The sequence below is a fragment of the Haloarcula halobia genome, assembly GCF_029338255.1.
GTDB classification, from domain to species: domain Archaea; phylum Halobacteriota; class Halobacteria; order Halobacteriales; family Haloarculaceae; genus Haloarcula; species Haloarcula halobia.
Map to the genome: position 1 here is coordinate 655,398 of NZ_CP119787.1, position 20,875 is coordinate 676,272.

Sequence of the window (20,875 nt, forward strand, 5' to 3'; positions counted from 1 at the left end):
TCGCGCCGGGAGTTCGTCGATGAGCGTCCGGTACCGGTCAGTCGACGCGCCACCGACCGCCGAGGTCGTCCTGTTCGTAATCCCGGTACTCTCCGTCCAGAAACGTCGTGACGCGCCCGTTCTGCTCGCTCAGTGTGATGGCCCACAGCACCTGCTGGCGGGCCGACGCCTCCAGTGCGCTCAGGTGTTTGGTCCCCATCCAGTCGGCGGGGCTGATCTCGTCAGTCCGCTCGCGTTCGGCCGCACTGAGGTTCCGGACTCGGACCATCTGCTCCTGTATCGTCCCGTCGCCGGCGACGACGACGGCACCGTCGCGGTCGAACGCCACGTCGCGGGCGACCTCGAGGAACGCCTCCGACTCGCGCTGGACGACCTCACACTTGTCGACCGGCCACGTGTTCCGCCCGAGGGGGTCGGTGTAGTTCCCGAAGTCGATGCCAGCGACGATCAACACGTAGAGGCTCGGTCCGGTCACGTGGCGCTCGTCCCACCGGTCGAACTCGATGCTCAGCGTCTCGGTGGCGTACCTGATGACGTCCATGAGTTCGTGGCTCGTGGCGTACCTCGCTCGAAGTGGGCTTGAGTCTGGCATGGATTCGCAGGGCTCTGGACCCACTACGACGCGAGGTCGCTTGAAGATACGTCCCCGTTGACGCCACGACGTCGCCCGGCAGTTCGTTCGCTGGGCGGCCCGGACACTCGCCAAGCGCCGCGGTCCGAACGACTTAACGCCGCGTGTCCGCAGATTCCGGTATGCGCGTCAGCGAGGGACAGGTGACGGTCGAGGTGCCCGAACAGCCCGACGCGGGCAAGGGGGCAGACGTGTTCTTCAACCCCGTCCAGGAGCTGAATCGGGACGTGACGGTGGCCGTACTGCGGGCCTACCGCGAGCGAGACGACGGGGCCGAGTCGTATCTCGACGCGACGGCCGCGAGCGGTATCCGCGGCGTCCGGGCGGCCGCCGACGGCTGGGAGACGACGCTGTGTGACATCGACGACGCGGCGACGGCGCTCTGTGAGCGCAACCTCGAGCGCAACGGTCTCGCCGCCGCCGTCCAGCGCGAGAACGCCAACGTCCTGATGCACTCAGAGGCCTTCGACGTGGTCGACGTGGACCCCTTCGGCACGCCCATCCCCTTCGCCGACGCGGCCATCCAGGGGACGAAACGCCTGCTCTGTGTCACCGCCACCGACACCGCGCCGCTGTGTGGGGCGCACTTCGAGAGCGGCGTCCGCTCGTACGGCGCGGTCCCGCGCAACACGGAGTTCCACGCCGAGATGGGGATGCGCGTCCTCCTCTCGGCGATGGTCCGGACCGCCGCGCGTTACGACATCGCCGCCCGCCCCATCCTGAGCCACGCGACGAAACACTACGCCCGCACGTACCTCGAGTTCGACCACGGCGCGCGCGTCGCCAACGACTGTATCGACGACCTGGGCTACGTCTATCACTGCCAGCGCTGTCTCTGGCGCGACCACGACTTTGGCCTCATCGCCGACGCGCCAGCCGAGTGTCCGAACTGCGGCGAGCACCTCCAGACGGCGGGCCCCATCTGGCTCGCCCGGACGTGTGCCCCCGCGTTCGCCGAGACGGTCACCGATCAGCTGAGCGAGGACATGGGCACCGCCGACGAGGCGGCCGACCTGCTCGCGACGCTCGCGGCCGAACTCGACACCCCGACCCACTACGACCAGCACCGCCTCTGCAAGCGGTGGGGGCGTGGCGCGGAGGCGATGGACTCCTTCATCGAGAAACTGCGAGACGCGGGCTTCGACGCCTCCCGAACCCACTACGGCGGGACGACGTTCAAGACCGACGCCGACGTGGTCGCGGTCCGCGACGCGACCGCCGAGTGAGTCAGCGGCCGTTCGCTCGTTTGCGCGTCCCGCCCCGGAGCGTCTCGAGGAGGTCGTAGGCAAACAGGTACAGCGGCCGGAGGAAGTAGTTCGCCATCCCCGCGAGGCCGAGCAGGCCACCCAGCGCCTGCACCTCGGCGGGCGTGGCCGACGGCTCGACCACGAGCGGGAGAGCCGCGACGACGACGGCGAGCCACAGCGACTGCAGCAGGTAGCCGACGTTGACGCCGGCGACCCGCCCCACCGGCGGGTCGTCGGGCCGGGCCACGAAGAGCCCGACGGCCAGGACGGCCAGCCCGGCGACCAGCAGCAGCGACGCCCCGACGCCGGCGACGCCCAGCGCCAGCAGGATGCCGGCGGCGACCAGCAACAGCACCGTCACCTGTATCGAGCCCTCGCGGATGGCCGCTTCCGTCTCCATATCCCCGAGGTTGGCGGGGCCGTGCATAAACCCTGTGAGCCACCCCGGGTGTGGACGTCGGGTGGTGCGCCGCGCCGACCGGCGCGGGACGACGAGGGGTTAGTCGGCCGCGACGTTCGCCACCGGCTCCGTCTCGACGCCCGGCAGGGCGTGCAGGTAGTCGTCCAGATCGAGTGCGAAGGGGCCGTTCGCCGGGAGGTCGACCCACGAGAACTCGAAGGTCGCCCCCCGCTCCGCGCCGGTCCCGGTGACGACGTGGGTCCAGGTGTCCCGGGACTCGTGGACCGGCGCGTGATAGAAGTTGCGCACGTACCGCTTGGGCGGGGACTCCCGCCGGGTCCAGATGTCGGTGACAAGGTGTCGCGGCGTCTCGATGGTCGCCAGCCCGCTCTCCTCGGCGATCTCCCTGAACACCGCCTCGCGGGGCGACTCGCCCGGTTCGACGGTGCCTTTCGGTATCTGCAGGCCGTCGTGGCCCGGTCCCTCGAACACCAGCAGTTCCGACCCGTTCCTGGTGATGTAGGCACAGGCCTTCGTGACGTGTTCGACGTTCTGTACTGGCATGGTCTACAGTCGTACAGCGATACGTATAAAACCACTCAAATAGTATCCTAATAGACTATTAATTGTTCGAACGTGGCCCACTATCGGATCTCGGTGGCCGGATACACTCTCTCTCGACCGGTAGACTCCGGACCCGTTCGTAGGACGTCCGAACTCGGGGCACGCGAGGGGGCTCCCCGCGACGGTTCCGAGGGCGGCGCGGACCGTCCCGGGATGCCGGTGCCGACCCCGTGACACCGACGTATATATAACAGCCGCCCGACATCCCGCTGTGAACACCGCACGGGCGTTCGCGGTCACTCGTGACCTCGTCGACACCGTCCGGACCGAGCAGATATCCTTCCTCGCCGCCAGCATCGCCTACTACATGTTCGTCTCGGTGATTCCGCTCCTGTTGCTGGGGCTGGTCGTCGGGTCGCTGGTGGGCGGCGAGGCGTTCGCCGCGCGTATCGTCGGCGCTGTGGCCTCTGCGCTCACGCCGGCGGCACAGGGGTTGCTCGAGAGTGCACTGACGAGCGGCGTGGGACGCGGCGGGGCGACGGTCGTCGGACTCGCGGTGCTGCTGTGGGGGGCGCTGAAGATGTTCCGGGGGTTCGATTTGGCCTTCGCCCGCATCTACGGGAGCGTACAGAGCCACTCGTTGGTCGACCAGTTGCGCGACGCGCTGGCGGCGCTGCTGGGTATCGGTCTGGCGCTCGCCAGCCTCGGCGCCGTCGCGATGATCGGGGCGTTCTTTGGCCTCCAGCTGGCCTTTGGCGGCCTCCTCTTGATTCCCGTCCTCGCGGTGGCGTTCTTCCCGCTGTACTACGTCTTCCCCGACGAGGAGATGACCGTCCGGGGGGCGGCCCCGGGGGCGCTCCTGGCCGCCGTGGGCTGGACGGTGCTCGGCACCGCCTTCGGCGTCTACGCCGCCCAGGCCGACGCCTTCCAGCTGTACGGGGTCTTCGGCGGCGTCCTCCTGCTCGTGACGTGGTTTTACTTCGGCGGGCAGGTCCTGCTGGTCGGCGCGGCGCTCAACGCCGTGCTCGCAGGTGTCCGGGACCGGCAATTACAACACGAACCGCCTCGAGAGTCCAGCAAAGCGATGAGCGAGGACGCCGATGCACGCGCCGGCGACACGCCGTCCCCCGGCGGCGAACCCGACCCGGAGCGGTCGCCCGACGACCTGTCAGAGGAGGAGCTCGCGGCGCTTCGCGAGGAGTTCGAGTCGTTCCGCGAGGAGGTCGACGACCGCACTCTCCACCGCGAGGACGTCGAGGCGGACCTGAAACGGTACGTCCGCCGACGGATGCGCCGGGGTCACGCCCGAGGCTGGGGCCCCTACGTCGTCCTGTTGTACGGGACGCTGATGACGCTGGGCGCGTTCTACTACCTGGAGGGGGCGTGGGCCGTCCTGGCGATGCTGGTCGTCTGGCTCTCGACGCTTGGCCTGTACGTCGTGATGGTCGTCGTCGGCGTCACCGTCTCCGCGGCGGGCGTCCCCGGCCGGGTCGCCGACCGGGTCCGCGACTGGCGGGACTGACCTGCCACGGTGCTCGCCGCCGCGGACGCCGGTGCCGGCGCTCCCGCTGGTCGGTCGCGTGTCGCGAAAAATGGCGGTGATGGCCGTTAGAACTTCTCGAGGTACTGGTCGAGCTCCCACTGCGAGACGTCGACGAGGTACTCCTTGTGCTCCTGGCGCTTGGCCTCGACGAAGTTCTCGAAGACGTGCTCGCCCAGCGCGTCGCTGACGACTTCGTCCGCCTCGAGTTCGTCGATGGCTTCGCCGAGGTTCTCGGGCAGCGTGGTGATGCCGTACTCCTCGCGTTTCTCCTCGTCGAACTCGTAGATGTTCTCGCGGACCGGGTCGTCACACTCGAGGTCGCGCTCGATGCCGTCCAGTCCCGCGTGGATGAGCGCGGCGAAGGCGAGATACGGGTTACACGACGGGTCGGGGAAGCGGGCCTCGATACGCGAGGCGGCCGGGACGCGGGCGGCCGGCTTGCGGATGAGCGCCGAGCGGTTGCGGTCCGACCAGGCGACGTAGACTGGTGCCTCGTAGCCCGGGACCAGGCGCTTGTAGGAGTTCACGGTCGGGTTGGTGACGGCCGTGATGGCGGGCGCGTGGTCGAGGATACCCGCGACGAAGCTCTTTGCCGTCTCGCTGAGGTTGAACTCGTCGTCGTCGTCGTGGAACGCGTTCTCGCCGTCCTCGGTGAAAAGCGAGATGTGGGTGTGCATCCCGGAGCCGTTGATTCGCGGGATCGGCTTGGGCATGAACGTCGCGTGCAGGTCGTGTTCGGCGGCGATGGCACGGACGACCGACCGGAAGGTCGCGACGTTGTCGGCCGTCGACAGGGCGTCGTCGTAGGTGAAGTTGATCTCGTGTTGGCCCTGGGCGACCTCGTGGTGGGAGGCCTCGATGTCGAAGCCCATGTCCTCGAGTCCGTAGATGATCTCACGGCGGACGTCGCTCGCGAGGTCCTTCGGCGCGAGGTCGAAGTAGCCACCGGCGTCGTTGGTCTTGGTGGTCGCGCGGCCGTCCTCGTCTTCCTCGAACAGGAAGAACTCGGGTTCGGGGGCGGCGTTGACCTCGTAGCCCATCTCCTCGGCACGCTCGATTGCGCGTTTCAGGACGCCACGCGGGTCGCCGGAGAACAGCTCGCCGGTCGAGGTGTTGACGACGTCACAGATGAGTCGCGCGCTGGAGCCGCCCTCGACGTTTTCGCGCCACGGCAGGATAGAGAACGTCGATGGGTCCGGGTCCAGACGCATGTCGGACTCCTGAATCCGGACGAAGCCGTCGATGGACGACCCGTCGAAGTAGATGCCTTCGGTGAACGCCTTCTCGGCCTGGTCGGCCGTGATTGAGACGTTCTTTACTGTGCCGAGAATATCCGTGAACTGCAGCCGCAGGAAATCGACGTTCTTCTCTTCGATCTCGTCAAGCACGTCCTGGGCCTCGTCCGAGAGTTCGCTTGTCATGTTGGGACACCCGATAGGAACGCCGCCACTACTAAAACCCTGCCGTTTTGCGCAATCCTTCCGGAGTTATCGATTCCATCTGGACATTCGTAAAATTCTAATCCCTGGGGGGCGTGCCTCGATGTAATGACGTACGAAAATCTCGACCGGAAGTTGGTGAATGCCCTGCTCGGCGACGGGCGAGCGAGCCTCCGAAGCCTCGGAGAGGACCTGAACGTCTCGGTTACGACGGTGTCGAACCATCTCTCGGACCTCGAGGACGAGGGTGTCATCAATGGCTACACACCGAAGCTGGACTACGACGCGCTGGGGTACGACGTCACCGCCATCATCCAGCTGAAAGTCGAGGGGTCGGCGCTGCCCTCGGTCACCGACCGGCTCAAAGAGCACAAGCAGATGATATCGGTCTACGAGGTCACCGGCGACTACGACATCATCGCCGTCGGGAAGTTCACCGACACCGACGGGATGAACGCCCAGATCAAGAAACTCCTGACCGACCCCGAGATCAAGGAGTCCAACACCTCGGTGGTGCTCAACGCCGCCGCCGAGAACGAGCAGTTCGATCTCGAAATCGACGAGTAACCCGATTTTCGTCGGCTTCCGAATCGGCCGGCGTCGCGAACCGCTACCCTCTTGACTGACCAGTCAGTCAGCTCTAGCAATGAGTGACGGCGACCCCGCGGACGACATCATGCGTGCCACCTATCGGGCGCTGTGTACCCACGGGTACGCCGACCTGACGATGCAGGACATCGCCGACGAGTCCGCAAAGAGCAAGGCGGCCCTCCACTACCACTACGACAGCAAGCACGACCTGCTGTGTGCCTTCCTCGAGTACCTCCACGACCGGTTCGTCGAGCGCACGAGCGACCCGGCGGGGGCGTCCCCGGCCGACCGCCTGGTCGCCTTGGTCGAGACGGTGCTGGACAAACCCGAGGACGACCGCGAGGCCTTCGAGACGGCCATCCTCGAGATCCGCGCCCAGGCACCCTACGAGCCCGGGTTCCGCGAGCGACTCACCCGGTTCGACGACTACCTCGCCGGTGAGTTCGAGCGGCTGCTGGCGGCCGGCATCGAGGAGGGCGTCGTCGACCCGACGGTCGACCCCGAGGACACCGCGACGTTCCTCGTCACGATGCTGACCGGGGCGGCGACCGAACGGGTCACGGCCGGGCGGCCGGTCGAGTGCACTAGGCGGATGCTCGCGGAGTACGTCGAGACGCACCTCCTGACCGGCGATCTGGAGGCCGACCTGTGAGTCTCCTGGACCGACTGGCGTCCCTGGGCGACCTGTTCCGGGGACAGGAGGACTTAGACCTCACCAGCGGCGACATCGGCCGGCCGCTGCTCTTCCTGTCGCTGCCCATCGTCGTGACGAACCTCCTGCAGGTCGCGTACAACCTCGCCGATACGTTCTGGCTCGGTCAGTACTCGACGACGGCGCTTGCGGCCATCTCCTTTGCCTTCCCGATGATATTCCTGCTCATCTCGCTGGGGATGGGCCTGTCGGTGGCCGGGAGCGTCCTGGTCGCCCAGCACACCGGCGCCGACGAACACCGCCAGGCGGAGTACGCGGCCTCCCAGACGGTCACCTTCGCGCTCGTCGCGTCGGTGCTGCTGGGCGTGGCCGGGTACTTCTTCGTCGGGGACTTCCTGGCGCTCCTGGGAGCGTCCGACCAGGTGCTCCCCGGTGCGACCGGCTACCTGCAGGTGGTTTCGCTGGGCCTGACGGCGATGTTCGGCTTCTTCGTGTTCATCTCGCTGATGCGGGGTGCCGGCGACACGGTGACGCCGATGCTGGTGATGCTCGGGACGGTGATTCTGAACATCGTCCTCGACCCGTTCCTCATCTTCGGGTGGGGGCCGTTCCCCGAGCTGGGCGTCGTCGGCGCGGCCATCGCGACCATCTTCTCGCGGGGCCTGGCGCTTGCCGTCGGGGTGACCATCATGCTCCGTGGCAACCACGGCGTCCGCATCCGACCGCGGGACATGGTCCCCGACCGCGAGTACCTGGGGAAGCTCCTCCGCCTCGGCGTGCCCGCCTCGCTCGAGGGGACCGGTCGGGCGCTGTCGGTCAACGCCATGCTCTTTATCGTCGGTACGTTCTCGGTGACCGTCGTGGCGGCGTTCGGCGTCGGCATCCGCGTGTTCTCGCTCGTCTTCATGCCCGCCATCGCGATGGACCGCGGCGTCGAGACGATGACCGGCCAGAACCTCGGCGCGGGTCGGCCCGACCGGGCCGCGACGGCGAACCACTTCGCCGCGAAGGTATCCTTCGCGCTGCTGACGGCACTCGGTCTGGTGACGATATTCGCCGCGCCGACGGTCGTGAGCGTCTTCAGCGACGACCCCGAGGTGGTCCGCATCGGGGCCGACTTCCTCCAGTGGGTCGCCCCGACGTTCGGTTTCATCGGCATCGTCCGGGCCTACTCCGGGGGCTTTCGGGGCGCGGGCAAGACCCTGACCGCGGCGGCGCTTGCGGTCCTGATGCTCGGGATCATCCGCCTCCCCGTTGCGTGGGTCGCCTCGCGGCCCGTCGCCGTCCCGGCGTGGCTCGGCCCCGCGGTCGCCGAACTCTTCGCGTCCTCGCTTTCCGAGCAGGGCATCTGGCTGGCCTTCGGGGTCTCGAACGTGCTGTCGGCGGGCATCGCCGCGGCGTGGTTCCTCAGGGGAACCTGGCGCGACGCCGACCCGCGCGAGGCCGGCGAGGCCGTGGTGGCCGACGACTGACGCCACCGGGACCCGCGAATCCGGTCGTGTGACGGCCGTCTGACGTACGTTCTTGGGGGTCGGCGTGCATGCTGCTGTCATGCACGCTGGCACCGACGCGAGTGACGGCGACGACGAGGGACTTCTCTCGGTGTTCGGTGCTCCGCTGCTCGACGCCCTGGACGGCGACAGCGACCGGCAGGCCGCCCGGGCACTCACGTTGCTTGCCGACGCCGACCCCGACCTGGTGGGCCCGCTGGCCGGCCGTCTGCTCGACCGCCTGCCGGCGGCGCGCGACCGCGAACCGCTGGTCCGGATGCTGGCGACGCTCGCCGACGACCACACCGCCGCGGTCCGGACCGCCCTCGACGCGCGAGACGCCGGTCGCTCGCTCAGAGCGACCATCGCCGATACCGAGGGCTGGGCGTTCACGGAACGCGCCGACGGCGGCACGGACGTCGCCGGGGCGGTCCGTCGCGTCGTCGAGACGGACGCCCCGAGTCCCGGCGGCCCCGGGGTCGTCGAACGGGAGCACGCGGGGTCGGGGACCGGTCGCGAGGCCGACGCCGACCGGGCGGTCGAACGTGAACACCGCGGGGACCCGGCGGCCGTCGACCGCCGCGACCGAATCGAGCGCGCCGAGAACTCGCGGGCCTTCCGCGCCATCGACATGCTGAGCGCGTTCGGGGACCTCTCGGTCGTCGAACCCGAGCAGGCGGTCCGGTACGGCTCGGTACTGCGGACCCGGGCGACCCTCGACGGCGACGTGCTCGGGGTCGCCCTGCGCCTGTTCGACCTGCCCGACGACGCCGACGACCGCCGCGAGTTCGCGGCTCGCGTCGCCGAGTCGCTGGCCCAGTGGGACGCCGTCGCCGACCACGACGGGGTCGCGGCGGTCCACGACTGGGGCGACTACCCGCGCCCGTGGGTCGCCACGCCCTTCCTCGACGGGTCGCTGGCCGACCGGGGCCGCCCGAGCCCCGAACGCGGCCTCCGCGAGGCCGCCCACCTCGCCGGCGCCGTCGCGCACTGCCACCGCAACGGCGTCCTCCACGGCGGTCTGGACCCGAAATCGGTGGTCTACCCCGAACGCTCCTTCGACGGGCTCCCGGCGCCCAGGCTCGACAACGTCGGCCTGATGGGGCCCGTGCGTGACGTCTTCGAGCCGTCCTCGTACCTGGACCCTCGCTACGCCGCGCCGGAGTACTTCTCGCGGGAGTACGGCGCCGTCGACGCCGCCTCGGACGTCTACGCGCTCGGGACGGTCTGTTTCCGCCTGCTGACCGGCCGGCCGCCCTTCACCGGCGACTACGAGGCGGTCCGGGAGTGCGTCCTGCACGGCGAGCTGCCGAACCCGACGGACGTACACCCGCGCCTGCCCGACGCCGTCGACCACGTCGTCGCGAAGGCGACGGCGACGGACAAGCTCACCCGCTACGAGACGGCCGCGGCGGTCCGACGGGACTGCTGGCGACTGGTCCAGCGACTCGACTAGACCACCGCGCCGGACTGCAACACGGCGACCAGCACCGTCACCGTCAGTACGCTCAGGAGGGTGGTCACCAGCACCGTCGCGCTGACGAACTCGCCGGGCGCGATGCCCTCCTCGGCGTGGCTGAACGCCCCCACGAGGATGATGGTCGTCACGCCGGTTGGCGTCGCCAGCAGGAGGACGACCACCCGGGCGACCGTCGGGTCCTGGAACCCGACGAGGAGGACGGCACCCAGCGCGACGACGGGTGCGAGGAGGAGTTTCAGCCCGCTCGCGACGCCGACCGGGCGGAGCGTCCCGCCGACGTCGACGTCCGACAGCTGGATGCCGAGGATGAGCAGCATGACGGGAATCGAGGCGTTACCGAGTATCTCGAGGGTCCCCATGAGCGTCGAATCGGTCGGCGGGACGGCGCCGAGCCACCGGACCGCGAGCGCGACGACCACGGCGTAGACCAGCGGCACGCCGAGGACCCGCCGCATGTCCGCGAGCGGGTCGCTCTCCTCGCCCCGCGCCGCGACGTAGATGCCGAGCGTGTAGAGCATCACGCCCTGGAGCGCGGTCACGAGTATCGCCAGACTCCGGCCTTTCGGCCCGAAGGCGAAGTCCGCCAGCGGGATGCCGTAGTTGCCCGTGTTCGGGAAGATGGTCACGAGGACGAACGCCCCGAGCAGGGGCTCTGACTGGCCCCAGGCCCGCCCGATGGCCTCGGCGACGGCGAGCATCACCGCCGTGAACATGACGACGGCGACGACGACGCCGGCGATGGTCGTCCCGGTCAGCGTGGAGGTCATCAGGCTGTGGAGGACCAGCGCAGGGGCCAACACGTAGACGGTCACCGTGTTCAGCGCGTCGGGGTCGACGCCCTCGTAGCGTCCCAGGCCGAACCCGACGGCCGAGACCGCCACGACCGGCAGGATGGCCGTCGCGAAGATGTCGAGCAGCGACACGGGTTGGCGTCCACGGCCGACCGAGAGAAGGCTTTCGACTCCAGCCCAACAGTGATGCGTCGGCGCCGAGTACCCGCGGGCATGCAAACTGCCTACATCGTCGACGCGGTCCGGACGCCCTTTGGCGCACGCGAAGGGGCGTTCCGCGACACGCACCCCCAGGACCTGGCGGCCGAACCGCTCCGTGCCCTGGAAGCCCGCAATGGGTTCGACGGGCCCGACGTCGAGGACGTCGTCTACGGCTGTGTGGTCCCCGTCGACGAACAGGGGCTGAACATCGGCCGCATCGCCCCGATGGTCGCCGGGTGGGGCGAGACGGTGCCCGGCGTCCAGCTCAACCGGATGTGCGGGTCCGGCCAGCAGGCCGTCAACTTCGCCGCCGGACAGATTCGCGGGGGGATGGCCGATCTGCTGGTCGCCGGCGGCGTCGAGCACATGACCCGCGTCCCGATGGGCAGCGATACGCCGGGCGACACCCACAGCTACGCCGACCCTGGCGGCGTCACGGACACCTACTTCGAGCACTTCGAGGAGCTGACCACGCAGGGCGAGGGCGCCGAGCGCATCGCCGAGCAGTGGGGGTTCTCCCGGCGGGAACTCGACGCGCTCGCCGTCGACTCACAGCGCCGCTGGGGCGAGGCCGCCGACGCGGGCAAGCACGACGACCAGGTCGTCCCCGTCGAGACGACGCTGGACGGCGAGTCGGTCGCTGTCTCCGAGGACGGGCATCCCCGGCCGGACACCGACGTCGAGACGCTGGGCGACCTGCCGCTGGTCTTCCGCGACGAGGGCGACGGCGTCGTCCACGCCGGGAACGCCTCGGGCATCGTCGACGGCGCGGCCGCGACGCTGGTCGCCTCCGGGGCGGCCTGCGAGGCGTACGGCTGGGACCCGCTCGCCCGCATCGTCGACGCCACCGTCGTCGGCGTCGACCCGACGACGATGCTCACCGGCCCGATCCCGGCGACCCAACAGCTGCTGGAGCAAACCGGACTCGATGTCGGCGACGTCGACCGATTCGAGGTCAACGAGGCGTTCGCGCCCGTCGTCGCCGCCTGGCTCGAGGAGACGGGCGCCGACTGGGGAAAGACGAACGTCTGGGGCGGCGCCATCGCTCACGGCCACCCGCTGGGGGCGACCGGCGCGGCCCTGCTGGGGAAACTGCCCTACCAGCTCGCGGACTGCGGTGGCCGGTACGGCCTCTGTACGATGTGCATCGGCTTCGGCCAGGGCGTCGCGACGCTCGTCGAACGGGTCTGACGACGGGACGACGGTGTTCCCTGTAGCAATGGGGCCCCTCCGGAGCCAGAGCGCCCCGGCTGTCATCGGGCGCGAAGCGCCCGATTGCCCCCGAGACCTTCGGCCTCGCTCTGGCCGACCGCGGGTGGTTCGAAAGACGTTCCGCGTCAGTCGACGAACTCGTCCGCCCGACCTATCGGTTCACGCCGACGGTGACGAGGGTGCCGTACTCCCGGTAGCGCTCGACCATCGCCTCGCGCGTGTCCCACTCCTCGATGGGGAAGGCGTCGGCCGGCGGGATCTCGATGTCACGGTCGGGGACGTTGTCCTGGACGGCGACCGACAGGCCCGCCTCGCCGAAGGCATCGCGGTACTCGGCCGCGCTCCAGCGGGTCATGGGCACCTCGACCAGCTCGTCCCAGTGGTGGGTGTGGACGCTCTCCTCGAAGTAGTTGACCGCGCAGTGGAACGTGCCGCCGGGCTGCAGGACCCGCGCCACGTCGCGGAGGACGGCGTGTGGGTCGCTCGCGTAGTAGAACGCCTCCATCGAGAAGCAGTGGTCGACGCTGTCGTCGGCGAACGGGAGGTGCTCGAAGTCGCCCACCAGAAAGCCCACGTCGGGGTCGTCGGTGTACGAGCGGGCGTTACGGGCCATCGCGGGCGCGGCGTCGATGCCGTAGGCCCGGTCGGCGCCTTTCGTCTGCTTGAGTGCGCGGCCGGCGTAGCCGCTACCACACCCCAGGTCGAGGACGGTGTCGCCTTCCTCGACGGGCATCCGTGCCAGGACGTGCTTGGCCGTGTGCCAGTGGCGGTCCTCCATCCCGCGGTCCTTGCCGGCGGCCGCCCACTCGTCGAACTCGTCGCTGACGCTCATGTCCGGAGTCGGGGGCGGGGCGGCCAAACACCCTTCGACTCGATTCCACGGCTGTTATCCCGCGAGGCGACCGAACCGTGCATATGACACGCCGTCGTCGCTACCGAATCTCCAACACCGCCCAGCAGGTGGTCGGCGGGTTCCTGCTGGCCGGCCCCTTCGTCGTCACCGAGGAGGTGTGGGTGCTGGCGGCGAACATGAGTTTCTATCACGTGATTCTCATCGTCGGCATCGTCTTCGCCATCGGCTACGGCGCCCTCTACGAGGCCGACGAGGACCGCGAGGTAGACGAGGAAGCGGAGGTCGGTGGGATCCCCATCCGTTTCATCTCGCTGATGGTTGTCTCCTTCGGGTCCGTCGCGGTGCTCGCGTTGGTGTTTACCGCCCCGAGCGCCTTCCTCGTCGAGGGCGGGGTCCTGGCCGACCCCACGCGGGCCGACGTCGCCCTGACGACGGTGAAGGCCGTCTCCGTGGGCGCGATCTTCAGCGTCGTCGGCGCCGCGACGGCCGACAGCGTCTTCTGAGACACCGGACCCGCATACTTAATGTCTGTCGCCACGCGTTCCCGGACATATGGAGTATACGCTGGCCATCGACAACACGCCCGAGACTGTCGAGGGCGGGACCGGGATTCTCCTCTTGCATCCGTCGACCGGTGCGACGGACCGACTGGACACCGACTTCCTGTCGACCGACACCGACGCGATGCTGGTCATCTCGACGCGGACGACCGCCCGCGAGGTCAAGCAGAAACTCGAGTACTACCAGGTCGACGAGTCGAAGGCGACCATCCTCGATACGCTCTCGGTCGAGCGTGGCTACACCCGCCGGCAGTCGGCCGGCGTGAAGTACGTCTCGGCCCCGGACGACCTCGAGGGCATCGTCGAGGAGACGGAGACGTTCCTCGACGCCCACGAGGGCAAGCTGCGCATCACCTTCGACTCCGTGACCGAACTCATCTACTACGCCGACGAGGACCGGGCCCTGTCGGCGGTGGGTGAGATCCTCGAGCTGCTCGACGCGTACGACGCCGTCGGCATGTTCCACCTGGCACAGGGCGTCCACGACGCCGAGACGGTCGACCGGTTCCGCGACCTGTTCGACGGCGTGGTCGAACTCGCCGAGGACGGCACCATCACCAGCGAGTTCTGACGACCTGTCAACGCGGGCTAATCACTAATTATTAAGAGGGTATGGGCCATCAGAACAGCCTGTATGCCGGAATGCCAGAACTGCGGTAATTTTGTAACGGCTGCCTATGCTCGTGTCTTCACACCGAACGGTGTCGAGAAGCCACGGGTCTGCCCGCAGTGTGAGGACAAGATCCGAGACGGAGCGGACGTTCGCGAGGCGCGGTCGACGCGCCGCGGATAGGCGACTTTCGGGGGAACGGTGTCCCTGTCTCTCTGAGACCGTGACCGGGTTCGGTCACGCGTCGACGCTCGCTCGCCGACAGCGTCACGGCCGTGCGTCGGCGACGAGCGCCCGGGCCCGCTCGAAGACGTCGTCGGCCCGACCCGGTTCGCGGGCCTCGGCCGTCACGCGGACCAGGGGCTGGGTGCCACTGGCCCGGAGCAGGAACCAGGCGTCGCCCAGGTCGACACGGACGCCGTCGAGCGTGGTCACGTCGTCGTACGTCGCGTGGACCGTCTCGCGGACGGCGTCCATCACGGCGCGCTTCTCGTCGACCTCGACGCTGTCCCGGCGGATGGGGTAGTCGGGCACGTCGGCCGACCGGTCGGCCAGCGACCGGTCGGCGTCCAGCGCGGCCACGGTGCCGGCCGCCAGCGGCCCGTCGGGACACAGCGTCCGGTCGGGCCAGATCCACGACCCGCTGGGTTCACCGCCGAAAGCGACGCCCTCGGCGCTGGCGGCCTCGGCGACGTAGACGTCGCCGACCGGCGTGTACTCGACGTCGACGTCGGTCTCGGCGAGGTAGTCGGCGACGGCGAGGCTGGTGTCGACGGGGACGGCGACCCGCTCGCCGGGGTCGGCCGCCGCCCGGGCGAAGATGGCCAGCAGGACGTCGCCCGAGAGGTAGGTGCCGTCGCCCGCCACCGCCCGCATCCGGTCCGCGTCGCCGTCGTGGGCAACGCCCAGATCCGCGTCGGAATCGGCGACCAGCGTGGCGAGCGACCGGCAGTTCTCGGCCTTCGGTTCGGAGGGGCGGCCCGGGAAGGTACCGTCGGGCTGGGCGTTCAGCGTCTCGACCGTACAGCCCAGCGCCTCCAGGACGTCCAGCGTGACGCCGCCGGCGCCGTTGCCCACGTCGACGACGACGTGGCGGTCGAGCGCGTCGCGGTCGACCGCACTGCGGACGGCCTCGACGTGGCGCTCGCGGGCGTCCCAGGTCTCGAGACGGCCGCTCGCATCCCACTCGGCAGGGTCGAACGCCTCCTCCGCGATGCGCTCCTCGATCTCCTCGCGCAGCGCGGCGTCGAACGCTTGCCCGCTGGGCTGCCAGAGTTTGATGCCGTTGTCCTGCGGGGGGTTGTGGCTCGCCGTGATGGAGACGCCCGCGTCGGCGTCGCGCCACCCGACCGTACGCGCGACGGTTGGCGTCGCCGCCAGGCCCAGATCGACCACGTCGGTGCCGCTCTCGCGGAGGCCGGCGACCAGCGCCGCCTGGAGGAACTCGCCGCTCTCGCGGGGGTCCCGCCCGACGACGACCCGCTCGCTCTCGACGCCCAGCGCCCGACCGACCGACAGCGCCAGGGCCGCCGTCACCGTCTCGCCGACCGGGCCACGGATGCCGCTCGTCCCGAACAGTGTCATACCGTCGAATCGGCCGCGGGCGAAAAGAAGACTCGGGCTCCGGCAGCGTGGCTACTCGGCGGGCGACCACTCACAGGAGGTGCCAGTGGCCAGCGCCGCCTCGTCGACGTGGGCCGACAGACAGCCGTAGTTGCAGTACTGTGCCGTGGGTTCGCCGCCGGGCGTCTTCGAGAGAAACAGCGGGTCGTGGTCCTCGACGGGGCACCCGCAGTACGTGCAGTCGGTCATACGTGGGTGCAGTAGACCGGAGAACAAACGTTTTGTCCACGTCTCCCGACCCCCCGCACATGAAACAGGGCGGGTCCGAGGCGGCGAAGCGGGCGGCCGGCGAGTCGGCGGCCGAGGCAGTCGCGGACGGGATGGTCGTCGGCCTGGGTACCGGGAGCACCGCTGCCCACGCCATCCGGGCCATCGGGCGAGCGGTCGACGCCGGCCTCGACGTCGCCGGCGTCCCCACCTCGTTCCAGTCGCGCGAACTGGCCCGAGACTGTGGCATTCCGCTGGTGGACTTAGACGAGGCGTCGGTCGACCTCGCCGTCGACGGCGCCGACGAGGTGGCCGGTGGTGACCTGATCAAGGGCGGTGGCGCCGCCCACGCCCGCGAGAAGGTCGTCGACGCGAGCGCCGACCGCTTCCTGGTGGTCGCGGACCCGACGAAACTGGCCGACGAACTCTCCCATCCGGTCCCCGTCGAGGTGCTCCCGGCGGCCCGGACGACCGTCGCCGACGCCGTCCGCGGCCTCGGCGGCGACCCGACGCTGCGGGCGGCCGAGCGCAAGGACGGCCCCGTCGTCACCGACAACGGGAACCTCGTGCTGGACTGTGAGTTCGGGACAATCGACGCCCCGGCCGACCTCGGGGCGACGCTCGCCGACACGCCGGGCGTCGTCGAGCACGGCCTGTTCGTCGACCTGGCGGACGAACTACACGTCGGCACCGCCGACGGCGTCACCGTCCGTGACCTCTGAGCGGCGCCGCCGCTGGTCGGTGCGTGAAAAAATCAGAAACGGGTACTGACAGTCCTACAGGTCGCGCGGCTGGACTGTCTTGCGGTCGTTCTCGCTGGCCCGACGGGCCGCGTCGTCGAGCAGCTCCCCGACCTCTGCGTCGAGGGCATCGTAGAAGTCAGAGGAGACGTTCATGTCATCGAGCGCTTCCTTCACGGCGGCTTTGACGATTAGGTCTGCCATACAGGAGTCCCATCCGTATGGATGACTTATATACTTTCCCCCAGAGGACCCGTCTCGTCGCTATTTGCGGCAGTCTGAGCCGGTTTCTGCCCAGAGACCGGTTATAAATCGAGTATTCTGTCCTACATAGTAAGGTCACATCCGGCGCTTCGACCGGAAACGGTGGTCTGTGGGGGCCTGCGGCGCGCCTGCCGCCGCTCGCGCGCGCCACGGCGGGCGGCCGGGACGGACCGACGGATAGGAGTAGGCGCCGCCCGGAGAGGGACGCATGCGCGACCTACTCGAAGCGGTCGCGGCGGGCGACCTCTCGCCCGCCGAGGCCGAAGTGGAACTCGCGGGCTACGCGACCAACGGTGCGGGTCGGTTCGACGCGGCACGCACGGACCGGTCGGGCGTCCCGGAGGCGATACTGGGCGACGGGAAGGACCCGGCCGAGGTAGCGACGCTGGCGGCCACGGCCGTCGAGACGACCGGCCGGGCCATCGCCACCCGGCTCGACGGCGCCGACGTGGCGGCGGTCCGCGAGCGGGTGGTCGCTGTGGCCCCCGACGCGTCGGTCCGCTGGAACGAGCGCTCGAACTGGCTGGTGGCGACCACGCCCGACTTCGAGCGGCCCGCCCTCTCGGCGTCGGTGGGCGTCGTCACCGCGGGCACGTCCGACGCCGTCCCGGCCGGCGAGGCGGCGATGGTCGCCCACGAGATGGGTGCCAGCGTCAGTCGCATCGACGACGTCGGCGTCGCGAGCATCGCCCGCACCATCGACGCCGTCGACCGGCTGCGCGACCAGGACGTCCTCGTCGTGGCGGCGGGCCGCGAGGGCGCGCTCCCGACGGTCGTCGCCGGCCTCGTCGACGTCCCGGTCGTCGGCCTCCCGGTGTCGACCGGCTACGGCCACGCCGGCGAGGGCGAGGCGGCGCTCTCGGGGATGCTCCAGTCCTGTACGGCGCTGTCGGTGGTCAACGTCGACGCCGGGTTCACGGCCGGCGCGCAGGCAGGGCTCATCGCCCGGCAGCTCGACGATGCCCGGTGACCACGTGACTGGATACCTAACCAAGTGGGTACACTGGTCTCCTGCCCGCAGGGCTATGTACAGATGTCGGCACGATAACGGCCGACGACTACGATGCCTGAATGTAACCACTGCGGCGCACACGTCTCGGACCAGTTCGCCCGCGTCTTCGCCGACGAGACCGGCTCCATCAGGGCGTGCCCCAACTGCTCGGCGAACGCTGGCATCGCTGAAGTGTCGAGACAGCGCGCTCATCAAGTATGAGGCCCTCCGGGCCGCCCGTACAGCGCGATGACCACCACGCGGAGCCCACACCACGTCTACGTCCTGCGGTGCAGTGACGATTCGTTCTACACCGGCTACACCACCGACGTCGAGCGCCGCGTCGCCGAACACGACGCCGGCGAGGGTGCGAAGTACACGCGCGGCCGGACCCCCGTCGAGCTCGTCCACGTCGAGTCCTACGACAGTCGCTCTGCGGCCATGTCCCGGGAGTACGAGATAAAGCAGCTCTCCCGGGCACAGAAGGAACGCCTCGTCGAGGCGTAAGCGCGAGGTTTTTTCCACCCACCGGGAGTTGCTACCGGTACATGACACACGACACAGACACAGACGCCGCCGCCATCGAGTTCGGCACCGACGGCTGGCGCGCGACGCTCGACGTCTTCACCGAACCTCGCGTCCGGATGGTCGGCCAGGCCGCCGCGTCGTACCTCCACTCGGAGGGTGAGACGGGCCCGGTCCTCGTGGGCTACGACGCTCGCGACACCTCGCGCGGGTTCGCCGAGGCGCTCGCGGACGTCCTGACGGCGAACGGCTTCGACGTCACGCTCCCTGACCGGGACACGCCCACGCCTGTCGTCGCCTGGACGGCCAGAACCGAGGGGTACGCCGCCGCACTCCAGATCACGGCGAGTCACAACCCGCCCGAGTACAACGGCGTGAAGTTCCTCACCGGCGACGGCGCGCCGACGCTGCCCGAGGTCACCGAGCGCATCGAGGCGAACCTCGCTGCCCCCGAGTCGCTGCCCGACGCGGAGCACGGCGCGGTCACCGAGACGGACCTCCTCGAGCCGTACATGGACCACGCCCTGGAGTACGTCGACGCCGACCTCGAGGGGCTGACCGTCGCCCACGACGCGATGCACGGAAGCGGCCGCGGGGTGACGGACGAACTGCTGCGCCGGGCCGGCGCGGAGACGGTGACGCTGCGCGACGACCTCGACCCCGAGTTCGGCGGCGGCGCGCCCGAACCCGAGGCCGAGAACGTCACGGAACTCATCGAGCTGGTCGCCGACGGAGAGGCCGACGTCGGGTTCGTCAACGACGGCGACGCCGACCGCATCGGCGTCGTCACGCCCGACCGCGGCTTCCTGGACCCGAACCTCTTTCTCGCCGCGATGTACGACTTCCTCCTCGAGAGCCGTTCGGGCCCCGTCGTCCGGACCGTCTCGACCTCCAGCATCGTCGACCGGGTCGCCGAGGCCCACGGCGAGGACGTCTTCGAGACGGCCGTCGGCTTCAAGTGGGTCGCACAGGCGCTTGCCGAACACGACGCCCTCTTTGGCGGCGAGGAGTCGGGCGGGTTCGGCCTGACCGACCACGTACGGAACAAGGACGGCGTCCTCCTCTCCCTGCTGGCCGCCGCGGCCGACCACGAGGCGTCGCTGGACGCCCGGGTCGACCGCCTGCTCGCCGACCACGGCGAGATTCACCAGGGCCGCATCAGCGTCGACTGCCCGGACGACCGCAAGGACCCGGTGCTCGCCGCACTGGAAGAGCGGATTCCCGACTCGGTGGCCGGCGAACCCGTCGACGGCGTCAACACCATCGACGGCTTCAAACTCCGACTCGAGGACGGGACCTGGGTGCTGGTCCGTCCGTCGGGCACCGAACCGAAGCTGCGGGTGTACGCCGAAGCGGGGAGCACCGACCGCGTCGAGGAACTGCTCGCGGACGGCCGCGAACTGGTCGAACCCCTCGTTTAAGCCCCGCGCGGGCGTACGTCGGGTATGGACCTCGACGTCGAGTTCGCCTACACCTCCGGGATGGAGGAGTCGACGGTCGAAGAGCGCCTCGCAGAGCGACGGCACGGCGTCCTCTCGCTGGCCGACGGCGACGAGGCCTACGCCCTCCCCGTCTTCCACCACTACGAGAACGGGTCGCTGTACTTCCGCCTCGGCGTGGCCTCGGGCAGCGAGAAGGCTCCGTTCCTCGACGCGACAGCGACGGCGACGTACGTGGTCTACGCGACCGAACCGACCGACGACCCGGCGGAGACCACCGGCTGGAGTGTCGTCGCCCGCGGCCCGATACGCGAGGTCCCGCGCGACGACCCGGCCCACGAGGCCGTCGAGATCAACGAGCGGTACGCGCCCATCCGCATCTTCGACGAGAGCCTCGACGACGTCGACGTGACGCTGTACGAACTCCGCATCGAGGCGCTCACCGGCCGGCAGAACTAGCGGACGCCGCGCACGCGTCCCGGTTCGTCAAGTCCCTCCAGGTCGAATCCCAGCCCCGCGTAGAACTCGCGCAGGCCGGCGTCGAACTCGGCGACGAGCCGCTCGCGCCGAGCCACCGCGGCCCGGACGAGTGCGCTTCCGATGCCCTGTCCGCGCCGGCGCCGTCGGACGGCGACCGCCGCGATGTGCTCCCCGTCGAGCACGAGCGCGCCGAGAATCCGGTCGTCGTCGGTGACCGCGACCAGCGTCCCGTCAGCCTCGATACCGGCCCGGGCCGTCTCGACGTCGACCGCGAGTGCTGCCCCGTCGAGGACGTTCATCACGCCGGACAGCTCGTCGCTTGTCGCCTCGCGAACGTCCATC

At 69.5% G+C, this 20,875-nt stretch carries 26 protein-coding genes; 16 read left to right on the forward strand and 10 right to left on the reverse strand.

Going from position 1 to position 20,875, the window contains the following annotated elements:
• Positions 1–37: 37 nt before the first annotated feature.
• Entirely contained in the window at positions 38–592 is a 555-nt protein-coding gene (locus tag P1K88_RS03450) for a diadenylate cyclase (RefSeq protein ID WP_276412573.1), read from the reverse strand.
• Positions 593–753: 161 nt separating this feature from the next.
• On the opposite strand from P1K88_RS03450, the gene P1K88_RS03455 reads away from it, so the two are divergent.
• A complete protein-coding gene (locus tag P1K88_RS03455; RefSeq protein ID WP_276412574.1) occupies positions 754–1,857 on the forward strand; it encodes a tRNA (guanine(26)-N(2))-dimethyltransferase in 1,104 nt (367 codons plus the stop codon).
• A gap of 1 nt (position 1,858) precedes the next feature.
• Here the strand turns inward: P1K88_RS03455 and P1K88_RS03460 are convergent, their stop codons facing one another.
• Both P1K88_RS03460 and P1K88_RS03465 read right to left on the reverse strand, forming a co-directional pair.
• A complete protein-coding gene (locus tag P1K88_RS03460) occupies positions 1,859–2,278 on the reverse strand; it encodes a hypothetical protein (RefSeq protein WP_276412576.1) in 420 nt (139 codons plus the stop codon).
• A gap of 99 nt (positions 2,279–2,377) precedes the next feature.
• On the reverse strand, positions 2,378–2,842 hold the full coding sequence (locus tag P1K88_RS03465) for an NUDIX hydrolase (RefSeq protein WP_276412577.1): 465 nt from the start codon (positions 2,840–2,842) through the stop codon (positions 2,378–2,380).
• A 271-nt stretch (positions 2,843–3,113) separates the two neighbouring features.
• On the opposite strand from P1K88_RS03465, the gene P1K88_RS03470 reads away from it, so the two are divergent.
• Complete coding sequence (locus P1K88_RS03470) at positions 3,114–4,364, forward strand: YihY/virulence factor BrkB family protein (protein WP_276412578.1); 1,251 nt, start codon at positions 3,114–3,116, stop codon at positions 4,362–4,364.
• An 86-nt stretch (positions 4,365–4,450) separates the two neighbouring features.
• On the opposite strand, the gene glnA is transcribed toward P1K88_RS03470, so the two are convergent.
• Positions 4,451–5,806, reverse strand: a complete 1,356-nt coding sequence (gene glnA / locus P1K88_RS03475; RefSeq protein WP_276412580.1) for a type I glutamate--ammonia ligase — start codon at positions 5,804–5,806, stop codon at positions 4,451–4,453.
• A 126-nt stretch (positions 5,807–5,932) separates the two neighbouring features.
• Between glnA and lrp the strand changes: the two genes are divergently transcribed.
• The 4 genes from lrp (at position 5,933) to P1K88_RS03495 (ending at position 10,013) form a co-directional block, all read left to right on the forward strand.
• Positions 5,933–6,391: an HTH-type transcriptional regulator Lrp gene (gene lrp, locus P1K88_RS03480; protein WP_276412582.1), complete on the forward strand. Its 459-nt coding sequence runs from the start codon at positions 5,933–5,935 to the stop codon at positions 6,389–6,391.
• Between the two features lie 79 nt (positions 6,392–6,470).
• Positions 6,471–7,067, forward strand: coding sequence for a TetR/AcrR family transcriptional regulator (locus tag P1K88_RS03485; RefSeq protein ID WP_276412583.1), 597 nt, complete (start codon positions 6,471–6,473; stop codon positions 7,065–7,067).
• The gene (locus tag P1K88_RS03490; RefSeq protein WP_379786665.1) at positions 7,064–8,539 is read left to right on the forward strand and encodes an MATE family efflux transporter; all 1,476 of its coding nucleotides are present in this window, start codon (positions 7,064–7,066) and stop codon (positions 8,537–8,539) included. Before P1K88_RS03485 ends, P1K88_RS03490 begins: the two co-directional genes overlap by 4 nt.
• A 79-nt stretch (positions 8,540–8,618) precedes the next feature.
• Positions 8,619–10,013: a protein kinase domain-containing protein gene (locus P1K88_RS03495; RefSeq protein WP_276412585.1), complete on the forward strand. Its 1,395-nt coding sequence runs from the start codon at positions 8,619–8,621 to the stop codon at positions 10,011–10,013.
• On the opposite strand, the gene P1K88_RS03500 is transcribed toward P1K88_RS03495, so the two are convergent.
• On the reverse strand, positions 10,010–10,960 hold the full coding sequence (locus P1K88_RS03500; RefSeq protein ID WP_276412587.1) for an AEC family transporter: 951 nt from the start codon (positions 10,958–10,960) through the stop codon (positions 10,010–10,012). The two genes, P1K88_RS03495 and P1K88_RS03500, sit on opposite strands and share 4 nt — an antisense overlap.
• Positions 10,961–11,041: 81 nt before the next feature.
• Between P1K88_RS03500 and P1K88_RS03505 the strand changes: the two genes are divergently transcribed.
• A complete protein-coding gene (locus P1K88_RS03505; protein WP_276412589.1) occupies positions 11,042–12,220 on the forward strand; it encodes a thiolase family protein in 1,179 nt (392 codons plus the stop codon).
• A gap of 172 nt (positions 12,221–12,392) precedes the next feature.
• On the opposite strand, the gene P1K88_RS03510 is transcribed toward P1K88_RS03505, so the two are convergent.
• Positions 12,393–13,073 carry a class I SAM-dependent methyltransferase gene (locus tag P1K88_RS03510; RefSeq protein WP_276412591.1) on the reverse strand — a complete coding sequence of 227 codons (681 nt, stop codon included), beginning with the start codon at positions 13,071–13,073 and terminating at the stop codon, positions 12,393–12,395.
• An 83-nt stretch (positions 13,074–13,156) separates the two neighbouring features.
• On the opposite strand from P1K88_RS03510, the gene P1K88_RS03515 reads away from it, so the two are divergent.
• The 3 genes from P1K88_RS03515 to P1K88_RS18385 all read left to right on the forward strand — a co-directional run bounded on the left by P1K88_RS03515 (position 13,157) and on the right by P1K88_RS18385 (position 14,447).
• Positions 13,157–13,597, forward strand: a complete 441-nt coding sequence (locus P1K88_RS03515; protein ID WP_276412593.1) for a DUF2391 family protein — start codon at positions 13,157–13,159, stop codon at positions 13,595–13,597.
• A gap of 49 nt (positions 13,598–13,646) precedes the next feature.
• Positions 13,647–14,225: a DUF7090 family protein gene (locus P1K88_RS03520; RefSeq protein WP_276412595.1), complete on the forward strand. Its 579-nt coding sequence runs from the start codon at positions 13,647–13,649 to the stop codon at positions 14,223–14,225.
• Positions 14,226–14,288: 63 nt separating this feature from the next.
• A complete protein-coding gene (locus tag P1K88_RS18385; RefSeq protein ID WP_419181080.1) occupies positions 14,289–14,447 on the forward strand; it encodes a DUF7563 family protein in 159 nt (52 codons plus the stop codon).
• A gap of 84 nt (positions 14,448–14,531) precedes the next feature.
• On the opposite strand, the gene glmM is transcribed toward P1K88_RS18385, so the two are convergent.
• Positions 14,532–15,848: a phosphoglucosamine mutase gene (gene glmM, locus P1K88_RS03525; RefSeq protein WP_276412597.1), complete on the reverse strand. Its 1,317-nt coding sequence runs from the start codon at positions 15,846–15,848 to the stop codon at positions 14,532–14,534.
• A 51-nt stretch (positions 15,849–15,899) separates the two neighbouring features.
• Positions 15,900–16,076: a hypothetical protein gene (locus P1K88_RS03530; protein ID WP_276412598.1), complete on the reverse strand. Its 177-nt coding sequence runs from the start codon at positions 16,074–16,076 to the stop codon at positions 15,900–15,902.
• A 59-nt stretch (positions 16,077–16,135) separates the two neighbouring features.
• On the opposite strand from P1K88_RS03530, the gene rpiA reads away from it, so the two are divergent.
• Positions 16,136–16,816, forward strand: coding sequence for a ribose-5-phosphate isomerase RpiA (gene rpiA / locus P1K88_RS03535; protein WP_276412600.1), 681 nt, complete (start codon positions 16,136–16,138; stop codon positions 16,814–16,816).
• A 54-nt stretch (positions 16,817–16,870) separates the two neighbouring features.
• Here rpiA and P1K88_RS03540 read toward each other — a convergent pair whose 3' ends face one another.
• Entirely contained in the window at positions 16,871–17,038 is a 168-nt protein-coding gene (locus P1K88_RS03540; RefSeq protein ID WP_276275995.1) for a DUF1931 domain-containing protein, read from the reverse strand.
• A gap of 268 nt (positions 17,039–17,306) precedes the next feature.
• Between P1K88_RS03540 and larB the strand changes: the two genes are divergently transcribed.
• The 5 genes from larB to P1K88_RS03565 all read left to right on the forward strand — a co-directional run bounded on the left by larB (position 17,307) and on the right by P1K88_RS03565 (position 20,512).
• The gene (larB, locus tag P1K88_RS03545; protein WP_276412602.1) at positions 17,307–18,068 is read left to right on the forward strand and encodes a nickel pincer cofactor biosynthesis protein LarB; all 762 of its coding nucleotides are present in this window, start codon (positions 17,307–17,309) and stop codon (positions 18,066–18,068) included.
• A gap of 93 nt (positions 18,069–18,161) precedes the next feature.
• Complete coding sequence (locus tag P1K88_RS03550) at positions 18,162–18,311, forward strand: DUF7563 family protein (protein WP_276275997.1); 150 nt, start codon at positions 18,162–18,164, stop codon at positions 18,309–18,311.
• Between the two features lie 27 nt (positions 18,312–18,338).
• Entirely contained in the window at positions 18,339–18,596 is a 258-nt protein-coding gene (locus tag P1K88_RS03555) for a GIY-YIG nuclease family protein (RefSeq protein WP_276412606.1), read from the forward strand.
• A 41-nt stretch (positions 18,597–18,637) separates the two neighbouring features.
• Positions 18,638–20,035, forward strand: coding sequence for a phosphohexomutase domain-containing protein (locus tag P1K88_RS03560; protein ID WP_276412608.1), 1,398 nt, complete (start codon positions 18,638–18,640; stop codon positions 20,033–20,035).
• A 24-nt stretch (positions 20,036–20,059) separates the two neighbouring features.
• On the forward strand, positions 20,060–20,512 hold the full coding sequence (locus P1K88_RS03565; RefSeq protein WP_276412610.1) for a pyridoxamine 5'-phosphate oxidase family protein: 453 nt from the start codon (positions 20,060–20,062) through the stop codon (positions 20,510–20,512).
• On the opposite strand, the gene P1K88_RS03570 is transcribed toward P1K88_RS03565, so the two are convergent.
• On the reverse strand, positions 20,509–20,874 hold the full coding sequence (locus P1K88_RS03570) for a GNAT family N-acetyltransferase (RefSeq protein WP_276412612.1): 366 nt from the start codon (positions 20,872–20,874) through the stop codon (positions 20,509–20,511). The genes P1K88_RS03565 and P1K88_RS03570 overlap by 4 nt on opposite strands.
• Position 20,875 lies beyond the last annotated feature (1 nt).

Excerpts from the sequence above, each read along its gene's own strand:
- P1K88_RS03450 (WP_276412573.1), bottom strand. The coding sequence starts at position 592 with ATGCCAGACTCAAGCCCACTTCGAGCGAGGTACGCCACGAGCCACGAA.
- P1K88_RS03455 (WP_276412574.1), top strand. The coding sequence starts at position 754 with ATGCGCGTCAGCGAGGGACAGGTGACGGTCGAGGTGCCCGAACAGCCC.
- P1K88_RS03460 (WP_276412576.1), bottom strand. The coding sequence starts at position 2,278 with ATGGAGACGGAAGCGGCCATCCGCGAGGGCTCGATACAGGTGACGGTG.
- P1K88_RS03465 (WP_276412577.1), bottom strand. The coding sequence starts at position 2,842 with ATGCCAGTACAGAACGTCGAACACGTCACGAAGGCCTGTGCCTACATC.
- glnA (WP_276412580.1), bottom strand. The coding sequence starts at position 5,806 with ATGACAAGCGAACTCTCGGACGAGGCCCAGGACGTGCTTGACGAGATC.
- lrp (WP_276412582.1), top strand. The coding sequence starts at position 5,933 with ATGACGTACGAAAATCTCGACCGGAAGTTGGTGAATGCCCTGCTCGGC.
- P1K88_RS03485 (WP_276412583.1), top strand. The coding sequence starts at position 6,471 with ATGAGTGACGGCGACCCCGCGGACGACATCATGCGTGCCACCTATCGG.
- P1K88_RS03495 (WP_276412585.1), top strand. The coding sequence starts at position 8,619 with ATGCACGCTGGCACCGACGCGAGTGACGGCGACGACGAGGGACTTCTC.
- P1K88_RS03505 (WP_276412589.1), top strand. The coding sequence starts at position 11,042 with ATGCAAACTGCCTACATCGTCGACGCGGTCCGGACGCCCTTTGGCGCA.
- P1K88_RS03510 (WP_276412591.1), bottom strand. The coding sequence starts at position 13,073 with ATGAGCGTCAGCGACGAGTTCGACGAGTGGGCGGCCGCCGGCAAGGAC.
- P1K88_RS03515 (WP_276412593.1), top strand. The coding sequence starts at position 13,157 with ATGACACGCCGTCGTCGCTACCGAATCTCCAACACCGCCCAGCAGGTG.
- P1K88_RS03520 (WP_276412595.1), top strand. The coding sequence starts at position 13,647 with ATGGAGTATACGCTGGCCATCGACAACACGCCCGAGACTGTCGAGGGC.
- P1K88_RS18385 (WP_419181080.1), top strand. The coding sequence starts at position 14,289 with ATGCCGGAATGCCAGAACTGCGGTAATTTTGTAACGGCTGCCTATGCT.
- glmM (WP_276412597.1), bottom strand. The coding sequence starts at position 15,848 with ATGACACTGTTCGGGACGAGCGGCATCCGTGGCCCGGTCGGCGAGACG.
- P1K88_RS03530 (WP_276412598.1), bottom strand. The coding sequence starts at position 16,076 with ATGACCGACTGCACGTACTGCGGGTGCCCCGTCGAGGACCACGACCCG.
- rpiA (WP_276412600.1), top strand. The coding sequence starts at position 16,136 with ATGAAACAGGGCGGGTCCGAGGCGGCGAAGCGGGCGGCCGGCGAGTCG.
- P1K88_RS03540 (WP_276275995.1), bottom strand. The coding sequence starts at position 17,038 with ATGGCAGACCTAATCGTCAAAGCCGCCGTGAAGGAAGCGCTCGATGAC.
- larB (WP_276412602.1), top strand. The coding sequence starts at position 17,307 with ATGCGCGACCTACTCGAAGCGGTCGCGGCGGGCGACCTCTCGCCCGCC.
- P1K88_RS03550 (WP_276275997.1), top strand. The coding sequence starts at position 18,162 with ATGCCTGAATGTAACCACTGCGGCGCACACGTCTCGGACCAGTTCGCC.
- P1K88_RS03555 (WP_276412606.1), top strand. The coding sequence starts at position 18,339 with ATGACCACCACGCGGAGCCCACACCACGTCTACGTCCTGCGGTGCAGT.
- P1K88_RS03560 (WP_276412608.1), top strand. The coding sequence starts at position 18,638 with ATGACACACGACACAGACACAGACGCCGCCGCCATCGAGTTCGGCACC.
- P1K88_RS03565 (WP_276412610.1), top strand. The coding sequence starts at position 20,060 with ATGGACCTCGACGTCGAGTTCGCCTACACCTCCGGGATGGAGGAGTCG.
- P1K88_RS03570 (WP_276412612.1), bottom strand. The coding sequence starts at position 20,874 with ATGGACGTTCGCGAGGCGACAAGCGACGAGCTGTCCGGCGTGATGAAC.